Source organism: Bacillus sp. LBG-1-113, from assembly GCF_020708615.1.
Classification (GTDB): Bacteria; Bacillota; Bacilli; order Bacillales; family Bacillaceae; genus Bacillus; species Bacillus mojavensis.
This window is the reverse complement of the sequence record NZ_JAJFDG010000004.1, coordinates 58,645-71,175: the sequence shown is the minus strand read 5'-3', so window position 1 is coordinate 71,175 and position 12,531 is coordinate 58,645. Positions and strand designations below refer to the sequence as shown.

Genomic DNA, 12,531 nt, shown 5'->3' with positions numbered 1-12,531 from the left:
AATATATTGTCTATATTTGTTCATTTTTTAGTTTTAATGATAGAAGCGCTGAAACAGTAAAAATGATAAAATTCAAGAAAAAGACATATTGCACACCAAGCCAATCAGTTAGACTGCTCATAATCAAGATAGAAGCTCCGTATACAAATGTGCTTATTGTATGCTGAGCAGACAGGATTTTTGGAAGCAATGTTTCGTTTATGTTCTCCTGCACATAAGTTCTGATCGCAATCCCCCTGAGCTGAAATGAGGGCCCCAGAATAAAGACAAGAAGCAAGGATGCCAACGCATACTTGTTTAGCGCAAGACATAATGTAGAAGCGCCGATAGCAATTGAAGTCCATAAAATCATTGAGAACAGCTTTCCGTTGATGCTTTTCGAAAATTTCCATACGATTAAACCGCCTGTAATGGTACCCGCGAAATAGCTGGCATTAATAAACCCCCACCATGTTTCGTTTTTATGAAGCACTTCATCGACATATACAAGAATGATAGCCCCCGTCCAAATGCTTCTGCCGAACATGGATAAAAGCTCAAGAACAGTCAGCATTCTGATAACAGGCATCTGATAAATCGCTTTCCAGCCAGCTGCGATTTTATCAATAAAAGATTCGTTTTCTTCCTGTTCGCCATCTCCTTTACCCGCATCCTTGACAAAAAATAAAGACACTGTTGAAGTGCCATAAAGCACAAAAGTCAGCATTAATAGCAATTGGGGCCCGAGCCATTTGATCAAAAGGCCGCCGAGCAGCCAACCGAGCAAGAGCACGATCTGATCAGAGGTCAGCACAAGACTGTTTGCTTTCAATAGCATGGGTTTTGGAACAAAACGGGGAATCATAGAATTTCTGACCGGGATGGTTCCTCCATCTAACAGTGACATGAAAAATACAATCAAGAAAAAGATTACAATAGATTTAAAATCTATAATAAATATGAGGAGCAGCAAAGATAAAAGTATGGTTTGCGTCAGCTGTAAAAAGATCAAAATCTGCTTGAGCCTGTATTTATTGATAAAAACAGGTATAAAAACAGCGCTTAATGATTGGCCGACAAATTGCATCATGGCCACAAGCGATGCCAAAAAAGCCGAGTCTGTGACTTGATAGGTAAACAGGGTCAGAACCAGCACATATAGAGAATCTCCTAAATTGGCAATCGACTGCCCCGCCCATATGAAATAAAAGGATTTATTTTTCATATTTTCAACCCTTTTCTATTTTTAGAACATCATAACATAAATGCATACCCTATCCAACGATCCCCAAATTCAATATAAACGCAAAATAACCCCAGCGCCGCTGCGGCGCAAGGGGTTAACTTATTTTAGTCATAAATGTGAACAGTCGGCTCTTTATCGCCAGCATCACGGAGAATGACCGCTTCCTGGCCGTCTGAGGATGTAATATCCACTTCGAGATCTAGTGAGCTCTTTGAGTAATAGTCCATGACCTCACCCGTTAAGAACTGGGTAAACGCGACGACTTCACTCTTTCCGTAGAATTGCATCGGAATTTCGATTTTCATTTTCTTCATTTCATCGTTTTCATACAGGGCCGTTCCGACAACACCTGTGTAGTTCGGGAAGTAGTTGTCAATTGAGTTTTTGAATCGTTTAAAGACTTCAGAATCATCCGGATATTTCTCTGCAGTGCTCGTATCGGCCGGATAGAAGACGTATTTTTCATTTACATCGTCCCAGTTTGAAATATCAGAGGAGCCTGCTTTGACTTCTGTTTTGGCGATAAAATTGCCGGGAACGATGGATGTTTTAGACGCCTGTTTGTAAAGCGCAATCGTAATCGGCACATTCTTCAGGTTGTCTTTTTTTCGAAGGCGGTTAATGACCTCCTGCGCGATTTTTTCTCCCTGTTTACGGAGTGTGCTGTTATCAATTTCCACTTCTTTTTGAGGGTCGCCTGTTTTCTCGCGGTAGTAATACACTGAATTTAACGCCAAGCCGATCATAACGCCGCCAAGCTGGATGGAATTCTTGTCTTTTCTGACTAAGTAATCATGTTCCAGCATAGAAGCTAAATAAACCGGACTGCTTTCGTTTTTCTCTTCTGTTGAGCCAGAGCTAGGGAGCGCTGGGTTCAGACCTTCGTTTTTAAAGTTTTTATCTTCTTTTTGGGCTTTTTTCAGATCAGAGCCTGTTTTTTTCCGAGCCAGCCAGCTTAATACTGTATCTTCATCTAAGTATTGTCCTTCTTGGAACAGATAATCGTCTGTCGAGAAAGAGTCTTGGGCAAGGCGCATCAGTCCCGTTTCAAACTCATCAATATCAAGTCTTGTATTCAGCTGTTCCGTTGTCAGGCCTCGTGCTTTCCCCGCTTTAAACGGAAGCACCATTTTGTAATAAGAGTCAGAGATATTGTATTTCGGGATAATCGCTTTTTCTGACGATTTCGCCGTTTTTTGCGTAATCTCTTCCTCCTTCTTCCCCCCAAAACCTGACGAACAGGCAGACAGCATCAACACTGCCGCCGTTGCCGCCATTACCAACGTCTTTTTCAATAGAAAACACTCCTCTTATTTCTTTAGCTCTCCCATTAACTGTTGTTCATTCCACACTTCAATGTTCAGCTCTTGCGCTTTTGTCAGCTTGCTTCCCGCCGCTTCTCCAGCGATAACCAAGTCTGTGTTTTTACTGACGCTTCCAGTCATCTTCCCGCCGAGCGCTTCAATTTGCGCTTTCGCTTCGTTTCTTGACAGCTCTTCCAGTTTTCCAGTCAGAACGATGGTTTTGCCTGCAAAATAGGAATCGCTGTCCTCTGCTTTTACTTTTTTCGGACCTTTATAAAGTGTGTTTACGCCAAGCTCCTCAAGTTCGGCCAAAAGCTCGAGCATTTCTTCTTTATGGAAATAGGTGATGACTGCGTCAGCCATTTTTTCACCGATTTCATCTATTGCGAGAAGTTCCTCTATGGTAGCTTTTTTTAGATTGTCCAAGCTTTCAAAGTGCATGGCGAGCGTCTTTGCAGCCTTCGAGCCGATAAAGCGGATGCCGAGGCCGAATAACAGGCGCTCTAATGAGTTTTCCTTTGATTTTTGTATAGAGCTGATTAGGTTTTCAGTTGATTTTTCGCCCATGCGTTCGAGCTGAATCACCTGTTCCTTCGTCAGCTTATACAGATCTGCCACATTACGGACGAGATTCTCCTGAAACAGCTGTGTGATCACTCGTTCGCCAAGCCCGTCAATGTTCATGGCATTGCGGGAGACAAAATGAATCAGCCCTTCTCTGATTTGTGCAGGGCATTCAGGATTGATGCAGCGAAGCGCCACTTCACCTTCAATGCGGACGAGTTCACTGCCGCATTCAGGGCATTCTGTCGGCATGCTGAATTCCTTTTCTTCCCCCGTGCGCTGTTCAACGAGAACGTTCACGACTTCAGGTATAATATCGCCCGCTTTTTTGACGACTACCTTATCCAAAATCCGGATATCCTTCTCTTTAATTAAATCTTCGTTATGAAGGGATGCTCTTGAGACCGTTGTCCCGGCAACTTTTACCGGCTCAAGAATCGCGGTCGGCGTAATCACACCCGTTCTTCCGACATTTAATTCGATATCGAGAAGCTTTGTCACGACCTCTTCTGCTGGAAACTTGTACGCGATGGCCCAGCGCGGGCTTTTCGCCGTAAAACCAAGCTCCTCCTGCTGATCAAGGGAATCCACTTTGATGACGATGCCGTCAATTTCATACGGAAGATCGGCTCGTTTCGCCTGAATGTCATCGATCATCGCAATGACTTCTTCTATGCTGCCGCATTTTTTCCGTTCCTGGTTCGTTTTAAAGCCGATGTCGTCGAGAAAATCAAGCCCTTGGCTTTGTGTCTCCACACCCATTTCGTCAAGCTCCGCTATACTGTAGACGAAGATATCAAGATTTCGTTTCGCCGCAATTTTAGGATCAAGCTGTCTGAGTGATCCCGCAGCGGCATTGCGCGGATTTGCGAACGGTTCTTCCTCGTTTTTGATCCGTTCTTCATTGAGCGCTTCAAACGAACGCTTCGGCATATACGCCTCTCCTCGCACTTCAATCGAAAGGCTGCGTTTCATTTTGAGCGGAATAGTGCGGATCGTCTTCAGATTTTCCGTAATATCCTCTCCCGTCGTCCCGTCGCCTCTTGTCGCGCCTCTGACAAAATAGCCGTCTTCATAACGGAGAGAAACAGCAAGACCGTCTATTTTCAGCTCCACATTATACGCCACATCATCACCCACGGCCTGTCGCACACGGCGGTCAAAGTCGCGGAGATCGTCAGCATTAAACGCGTTGCCCAGACTGAGCATCGGCGTGCCGTGAGTGACTTTTTGAAACGCATCAAGCACAGCGCCGCCGACACGCTGTGTAGGAGAATCAGGCGTTCTGAGGTCTGGATGCTCCTCCTCAATCGCAATCAGCTCCTGCATCAATCTGTCGTATTCGGCATCCGGGACGCTCGGTTCATCTAAGGTGTAATATTCATAGCTATACTTGTTGATGGTGCGGCGCAGTTCTTCTGCCCGCTGCTTCGCTGTTTCTTTGTCCATCTGCTTCTTCCTTTCCTCTTCAATTACTGCTTTTCTATTGGCGCAAATGCCGCTAACAGGCGTTTCACACCGATCGGGCTCGGGAAGGCAATATCGAGTTCGGTCCCTTCTCCTTCGCCTTTCACGCTGACAACGGTTCCTGTGCCCCATTTTTTATGCCCGGCTTTATCTCCGACAGCCCAGCTTAGGGTATCGCCGCCTGTTTTGCTTGCGTAGGACACCGGACGGGAAACAGGGCCGCGTCTCGGCTGCATTTTTCTCGCAGACGGCGCTCTCGTTTCTTTTTTCTCATTTAGGTTTTCCAATAAATCATCTGGAATTTCACCGATAAAGCGTGATTCCGGGTTCATGTTTGTTCTGCCAAACAACGTGCGCATTTTTGCGTTGGTCAGATAAAGCTCCTGCTCCGCTCTTGTAATGCCCACGTAAGCGAGACGGCGTTCTTCTTCCATCTCTGCTTCTTCCATCAGTGAACGGCTGTGCGGGAAGACGCCTTCCTCAAGCCCCATAAGGAAAACAACCGGGAATTCCAGTCCTTTTGCGGCGTGCAGCGTCATCAGCGTGATCGCATCCGTGCCGCCGGATTCTTCCTCTTTCTGGTCGAGCTGGTCGATATCAGCGATCAGTGCCAAATCAGTCAGGAACGCAACGAGTGTTTTGTCTTCGCTTTTCTGTTCAAAGTTTTTCGTTACAGACAGGAACTCGTCGATGTTTTCTAAACGGCTTTGGGCTTCAATTGATTTTTCAGCCTTCAGCATTTCTCTGTATTCGGTTTTATCGAGAATTTCTTCGGTCAGCTCGGTAATTGATAAATAGTCCTGCATGTTTGTCAGGTTCTCAATCATCTGTCTGAAGCTGTCGAGCGCGTTTGCTGCCTTGGCGCTGACGCCAATGAAATCAACCTGCTGAATCGCTTGGAATAGTGACAAGCCGTTCATCGCTGCATATGAAGCGATTTTTTCAAGCGATGTGGCGCCTACTCCGCGCTTCGGCACATTGACAATACGCGTGAAGCTGATGTCATCATCCGGATTGGATACGAGACGCAGGTACGCGAGGATGTCTTTGATTTCTTTTCTGTCATAGAACTTTGTGCCGCCGACAATGTTATAGTTCAGGCCCGCTTTGAGAAGCGTTTCCTCAATCACACGGGACTGGGCGTTTGTCCGGTACAAGATGGCGATATCCGACAGCTTCCGTTTGCCGGAGTTATGAAGCTCATAAATCTTCCCGGCAACAAATTGTCCTTCACCGAATTCATTGTCTCCGCGGTAATAGGAAATTTTAATTCCTTCATCGTTTTCCGTCCATAGATTTTTCGGCTTGCGGTTTGTGTTGTTTTGGATCACTTCGTTGGCCGCGCGCAAAATCCGTTTTGTCGAACGGTAGTTTTGTTCAAGCAAAATGACGCTGGCATTCGGATAATCCTTTTCAAAGGAAAGAATGTTGGCGATGTCCGCCCCGCGCCATCTGTAAATGGACTGGTCGGAGTCGCCGACAACGCAAAGGTTCTGGAAACGCTCCGCCAGCTGCTTCACGAGCATGTATTGCGCTCTGTTCGTATCCTGATACTCATCGACGTGGATGTATTGGAATTTGCGCTGATAAAATTCAAGCACTTCCGGAATACGGTCAAACAGTTTAATGGTCGTCATAATTAAGTCGTCGAAATCAAGAGACTGGTTTTTCAGCAGTTTCTTTTGATAATCAGTGTATACATCGCTGACGACCTGATCATAGTAGCCGCCGGCAACCTTAGAAAATTCCTCCGGTTCGGTCAATTCGTTTTTCGCACTGCTGATCGTGCCGAGGATACTTCTCGGATCAAATTTTTTCGGATCAAGGTTGCGTTCTTTCAATATCCCTTTGATGACTGAAAGCTGGTCAGCCGTATCAAGGATTGAGAAATTGCGGTTAATCCCGATGCGGTCGATATCTCGGCGCAAAATCCGCACACACATGCTGTGGAATGTTGAAATCCAGATATCGTCCGCGCCAGGCCCGAGAATGCTCTCCACACGTTCTTTCATTTCTCTGGCCGCTTTATTTGTAAATGTGATCGCCAGAATATTCCACGGCGCCACATGCTTTTCCGCCATTAAGTAAGCGATTCTGTGCGTCAGGACACGCGTCTTTCCGCTTCCCGCTCCCGCCATCAGCAAGAGAGGCCCGTCCGTTGTTTTGACAGCTTCCTGCTGAACGGGGTTTAAACCGCTTAATAGTTGATTGCTAATGTAATTCAAAATTCGTCACCCGCCTATACAAACATATGTTCTATCATAAACCAAATCCGTACATTTCGCTACTCGCCTTTGACAGCTGCTACTGTCTTCAGCGCTTCATCAAAATCCTCATATACAGCGTTGCCCACCACAATGACATCCGCGTGCTCGGCATACTGTTTCGCCGTCTCCGCATCTTTGATGCCGCCTCCGTAAAACATGGTGGACGATTGCAATACAGCCTTCGTTTTCTTCACGGCTTCTATGTCCCCAAGAGCGCCGCTGTATTCCAGATAGAAAATCGGAAGCTGCAGCAGCTCAGACACGCGCGCATAGGCGATGATATCGTCATGATTCAGATTGGTGTCCGCCTCCGTTAAAGCCGCGGCTTTGCAATCAGGATTTACGATACAATAGCCTTCCGCCACAATTTCTTCCATCGACATTAGTTCTCCATATTCCTTCATGGCCTTCTGATGCATTCCGACAATCCAATCCGGATTTTTGCTGTTTAATACACTCGGAATAAAATATAAGTCAAAGCCGGGGACAATCGCTTCAATCGCTGACACCTCAAGGACACACGGCACCAAAAACCGTCTCACCTGAGACAGCATCCGCAGGACATTATCCTCCGTTACACCATCGCTTCCTCCGATAATGACCGCATCAGTCCCTGACTCACAAAGAATCTCCAGCTGTTCATCAGGCAAATCTTTATTTGGATCGAGTTTAAAGACATGCTTCCACTCCGTTACATCGTACACGTCATCCGTTCCTCCATTCGTTTCTTACCATTTAAACATTATAACAAATTCACATAGCGCGGAAAAACGGAAAAAGCCGTCATTCTCGTTATTCACTGAAAAAGGTGTTTTGATTCTATTTCCGCAGAAAAAAAGCGGCTGTTCCGCTCTCTTTTTATAGAAACAGACAGTAATATTTTCTATTGTTTGGAAACGCTCCAACAGTGGAAATGGTTACATAAAAAGGGAGGCTAACAGATGGAATACATGATCATTGCACTTATTGCATTTATCATCGGGATTATCGTTATCCCCATCGCATTGTTTGTCTGGATCTACATAAAGGACGAAAAACAGCAGGAGCATTCGATCCTCCGCAATTATCCTGTCATTGGAAGATTTCGCTATATTTTTGAAAAAATCGGACCGGAGCTGCGGCAGTATTTATTCAGCAATGACAATGAGGAACAGCCTTTTTCATGAAAAGAATATGAGCAAACTGTCATTTCCGGAAAATATAAAAGCAGAATGATGGGTTTCGGCTCGGTAAGAGATTTTGATCAACCGGGCTATTATATCCGAAACGCCCTTTTCCCAAAACAAAAAGAAGAATTGCGTGTGAGCCAGTCTCCGAAAATCGAAACCCACATCTATAAAATCGATTCGGACAATCTGTTCAGACGCAGCGAACATGCCGAACGTATTAAGGCTGATCCGTATTATCTCCATCCAGATGATGTTCAAGTCATAGGCGGGAGTACATGTGAAAAGCCTTTCTATGTGAAGGGATTAGTCGGGCAATCCGCCATGAGCTACGGTTCACTTGGGGAGCGCGCCATTACAGCGCTGTCAAAAGGGCTGTACCAGGCGGGCGGCACTTGGATGAATACCGGTGAAGGCGGATTGTCTGAGTATCACTTAAAGGGAGGTGCTGATATCATCTGCCAAATCGGTCCCGGTCTTTTTGGTGTGCGCAATAGAAAAGGGGAATTTTCTTGGGAGGAATTCAAAAAGAAAAGCCGGCTTGACCAAATTAAAGCGTTTGAGCTGAAGCTCGCACAAGGAGCAAAAACCCGCGGCGGACATGTGGATGGCGCTAAAGTGTCAGAGGAAGTGGCGGAAATCCGGAATGTCGAACCCGGAAAATCAATCGACAGCCCAAACCGCTTTCATGAATTTTCAAGCACACCTGAAATGCTGGATTTTATTGAAAAGCTGCGAGACGTCGGTCAAAAGCCGGTCGGCATTAAAATTGTTGCAGGCCAGCCTGATGACTTGCATGAGCTTTTTTCTTATATGCAGAAAAGCGGAAAACATCCTGATTTTATGACAATAGACGGGAGTGAAGGCGGTACAGGTGCTTCCTTTTATGAGCTTGCCGACACAGTCGGCCTCCCGATTATGACCGCGCTCCCTATTGTTGATACGCTGCTCAGACAATACGGCTTGCGTGACCGGATGAAACTTTTTGCTTCCGGAAAGCTGCTGACCCCTGACAAAATCGCGGTCGCTTTAGCTCTGGGCGCTGACTTTGTCAACATTGCACGCGGCATGATGTTTTCAGTCGGATGCATCCGCGCCCTCGTATGCCACACCAACACATGCCCGGCAGGCGTTGCGACAACAGATCCGAAGCTGCAAAAAGCGCTGAGCGTTGAGGAAAAGCAGCACCGTGTCTGCAACTACGTCATTTCGCTGCGTGAGGGGCTGTTTAATCTGGCGGCAGCAGCCGGGATCGATTCGCCGATTCATTTTTCCCAGAAGCATGTTGTCTATCGTAAAGAGGATGGCAGCACAATTGACATCAACAAACTGATTGAGAAAATTGTTTCATAAAAAAACCGCCCCTTGCCAAACGGCAGGGCGGTTTTTTATTTGGAAGAAGACTCTGTTTCAGTCTCCTTCACACGGTCAAGCGCCATCTCATAGGCATCATTTCCATAATTCAAGCAGCGCTTCACACGGGAAATTGTCGCAGTAGATGCGCCTGTTTCTGTTTCAATTTTATGATACGTGTTTCCTTCGCGGAGCATGCGCGCCACTTCAAGGCGCTGAGCCAGCGATTGAATTTCATTAATTGTGCAAAGATCATCGAAGAACCGGTAACATTCATCCAGGTCTTTCAGCGATAAGATAGAGTTAAATAGCTGGTCCAGCTCTTTGCCGCGTAATTTATCGATTTGCATCGTTACACACCTTCTCCTTTACTAATGGAAGCCGCATCGAGATCAGGCACGATATTTATCCATGTCTTTCCTGGCACAAACGGCAGCCATTTGCCTTCTTTCACCGGCACAATTCTCCCGTTTACATATTTCCAGTCTGCTTCAATGACGTTTCCGTGCTGAAACAGCAGACCTTTACCCCCTGATTCTATGTCGATGTCACGCCTTCCATCTTGGTCAATAGTATGATGGCTGGCTTCAACAATGAAAATATTTTGCATTGCAACCGGCTTTCCGGTCTCCCGGTCTGTCGTCATGACACCATCAGAGCTTCTCGTATAAGCTTCAGCTTTTTTATCATAGTTGTATTCGACAAGATTTGTAACGTTTTTTGTTCCATAATCTACCCGAACATTATAAGATTCATTTACAGGTTTTGCATCTGATGTTTGAAACAGCATTGGATCTGTTTCCTGCTTCAGCTCATATCCCTTTTGTTCCGCCGCCTTTTTTATGTACTCATAAGACGTGTAGGAATTGTGGGGCGGTTCGCTGAAATCAGCTCTCCAAAATAAGCTTCCGTCAAAATCCAATCCGTTAATATAATCGGCAGCTCCGGATTCCAGCTGCTCCTTGGCGCCGGGACTCCAGCCGTGATGGACAAATATGCTGTCAAAACCGTTGCTGAGAGTGACGAAATATTCCCGCGCACTCCGCACAGGTCCGACAGTTTCAGGCATCTGGCTTTGAAAAATGGCCAGAAACCTTGTAATTTGGCCTTCGGCAAGCGCTTCTATGACAATGTCGGCTTTAGACAGTCCTGATTGCGGCCGCGCCTTCGGGTGATTGTTCACCACGACAGCAACAGGCCTGCGTTCAGCTGCCTTCTGCTCAGTCTCCAATCCCGTCAAAGGGGCTTTCAGCTTCTTTGTGTGATCAGGGACAGCGTCCTTCTGCTGGCAAGATACTAGCATGAAAAACGCGAAACACAGCACGCAAACTGTCATCCATTTTTTCATATGTCGGCTCCCCGCTCTTTTATATTTTAACGCATTATCGATGGAAAGAGTACAGTTTTTTTCATCACGTCGAAGATTCCTCTTGGCGTAATGCGTATATACGGGAGGTGCGTGCTTTGCAAAAAGAGCAGCGTATAAACCGGATCACAATACTCATAGCCTCTTTCAGTCAATAGATCTCTCAGCTTCTGTTCCTTTTCCAGCACGATGTCATACGATTCCGAAGAAGCGCATCCGCACAGTGAAAGCGGAATTTCGTGAAGGATTTTTCCGTTTTCCGCAAGCACAATTCCCCCACCGATTTCTTTCATGCGGGAGAAAGCAAGTAGCATATCCGCTTTGTTTTTTCCGATCGCGACAATATCACCCGTCGTCGTAAAGGAGCTCACAAATCCCTGCACACTAGAGGCAAATCCTTTTATCATCGTATTCACGCGCCATTTCCCATGTCTGTCAAGCATCGTTAAATAACTTTCATCATGGTCAAATGAAAGCTGTTCGACCGAGTTGTCGATCTCAATCATATACGGCTCCATAATCACCGCATTCCGCATTTTTACGCCCATCGGCATGGAAAACTGCAAATCATCCATCGTCATATCATATGAAAGCTCAAGCGGGACAAGACCGCCTTTGTTCCAGTTCGTATGTGGAAACGCATTCACATCACGGCCGTCTTCACGCAGAATCTTGCCTTTTGACAGAACGGTTACCGGATTCGGCTGCAACGGGTCCTCAAGGATATTCAGTGATGCAAGTCTTCCCGGCCCGACAATGCCTAAATAATCATCCATTTGATAATACTTCGCGATATTAAATGATGCCATATTGTACGCATCGATTGCCGGAACCCCTTCTTCCAGGGCAATCCGGATGAGCTCGTTTGTCATGCCGCCTTTATAAAAATTAGGCGTAGCGCCGTCTGTTGTGTAAAAAAAGTGGTCATAGTAGCGGAAGCCCCTTTCATGAAGCTCCTGCAATATGTTTCTTAAATCAGGGCGAATGGACGAATTGCGAAGTGATACATAATAGCCCAGCTCCAGCCTTCTCATCACTTCCTCACCTGTCATGGCTTCATGATCACAATCCGCTCCGAACAGCTTCATTTTTGTAAGCGTTTTATCTGAAGCGCCGGGAAAATGCCCTTCTATGCGTTTCCGTTGTTTTTTTGTGGCCTGCATACAATGAAGCATTAAATCATCGCCATCTACAAGACGCGGCCAGCCGGTCATTTCTCCGCCTTGTATGACATCCGGATGTTCAATCCACTGCTTTCTGACGTCAAATGGAAGAACGTGATCCTCGTTCAGAACCTCGGTCTGCAGGTCATACCGTGACCACCAAAAATACTGAACCGGAAGCTTTTTGAGTTCGTTCAAAATAGTAAGCGCTTTCTTTTTTCCGCTTTGCAAAAGCAAAAATAAGTTATCATTTACGAATGTCGTTGTACCGTACTGAGACACATATTCCGCCAGCGTTTGGGGATTATATATTTGAAAAGGATGTGCGTGCGGTTCGATATAGCCAGGCACAATGTATTTTCCTTCACAATCAATCGTATGAATTTCTTCGGTTCTATCCGGAAGTTCATGACCAACATAAACAATACGGTCCTGATAAATCCAAATGTTTTTTTTCAGCCATTGTTTTACATATGGATTTAAGACGAGAGCATTCCGTAAAAGGAGCGTTGGAAGCAGCTTAGAGTCTACAACATCAACCTGTGCCCTGATGTCTTTATTTTTCCAGTTAAAGGTGCGTTCGGACATTCACATACTCTCCTTTACATGTATTAGACTCATGGTATCACATCCTTCTCCATCACGCACGATAAAAA

General features: G+C 45.8%; 8 protein-coding genes and 1 pseudogene. 1 reads left to right on the top strand and 8 read right to left on the bottom strand.

Annotated elements, in window-relative coordinates; all coding sequences use genetic code 11:
- Window positions 1-10: 10 nt before the first annotated feature.
- The 5 genes from LJF29_RS12165 to LJF29_RS12145 all read right to left on the bottom strand — a co-directional run bounded on the left by LJF29_RS12165 (window position 11) and on the right by LJF29_RS12145 (window position 7,531).
- Window positions 11-1,204, bottom strand: a complete 1,194-nt coding sequence (locus tag LJF29_RS12165) for an MFS transporter (RefSeq protein WP_229148745.1) — start codon at window positions 1,202-1,204, stop codon at window positions 11-13.
- Between the two features lie 125 nt (window positions 1,205-1,329).
- Window positions 1,330-2,520 carry a CamS family sex pheromone protein gene (locus LJF29_RS12160; RefSeq protein WP_229148743.1) on the bottom strand — a complete coding sequence of 397 codons (1,191 nt, stop codon included), beginning with the start codon at window positions 2,518-2,520 and terminating at the stop codon, window positions 1,330-1,332.
- 15 nt (window positions 2,521-2,535) lie between these two features.
- Window positions 2,536-4,542, bottom strand: coding sequence for an NAD-dependent DNA ligase LigA (ligA, locus tag LJF29_RS12155; RefSeq protein ID WP_229148741.1), 2,007 nt, complete (start codon window positions 4,540-4,542; stop codon window positions 2,536-2,538).
- A gap of 23 nt (window positions 4,543-4,565) precedes the next feature.
- Window positions 4,566-6,785: a DNA helicase PcrA gene (gene pcrA / locus LJF29_RS12150; protein ID WP_127695792.1), complete on the bottom strand. Its 2,220-nt coding sequence runs from the start codon at window positions 6,783-6,785 to the stop codon at window positions 4,566-4,568.
- A 59-nt stretch (window positions 6,786-6,844) separates the two neighbouring features.
- Complete coding sequence (locus LJF29_RS12145; RefSeq protein ID WP_010333260.1) at window positions 6,845-7,531, bottom strand: heptaprenylglyceryl phosphate synthase; 687 nt, start codon at window positions 7,529-7,531, stop codon at window positions 6,845-6,847.
- A gap of 237 nt (window positions 7,532-7,768) precedes the next feature.
- Between LJF29_RS12145 and LJF29_RS12140 the strand changes: the two are divergent.
- Window positions 7,769-9,346: pseudogene (locus tag LJF29_RS12140) on the top strand (FMN-binding glutamate synthase family protein).
- 35 nt (window positions 9,347-9,381) lie between these two features.
- On the opposite strand, the gene LJF29_RS12135 reads toward LJF29_RS12140, so the two are convergent.
- The 3 genes from LJF29_RS12135 to LJF29_RS12125 are packed head-to-tail and all read right to left on the bottom strand — an operon-like array spanning window position 9,382 to window position 12,463.
- Window positions 9,382-9,696, bottom strand: a complete 315-nt coding sequence (locus tag LJF29_RS12135) for a YerC/YecD family TrpR-related protein (protein WP_229148740.1) — start codon at window positions 9,694-9,696, stop codon at window positions 9,382-9,384.
- 2 nt (window positions 9,697-9,698) lie between these two features.
- Entirely contained in the window at window positions 9,699-10,694 is a 996-nt protein-coding gene (locus LJF29_RS12130) for a DUF3048 domain-containing protein (protein WP_229148738.1), read from the bottom strand.
- Window positions 10,695-10,720: 26 nt separating this feature from the next.
- Window positions 10,721-12,463: an adenine deaminase gene (locus LJF29_RS12125; RefSeq protein WP_229148737.1), complete on the bottom strand. Its 1,743-nt coding sequence runs from the start codon at window positions 12,461-12,463 to the stop codon at window positions 10,721-10,723.
- Between the last annotated feature and the right edge of the window lie 68 nt (window positions 12,464-12,531).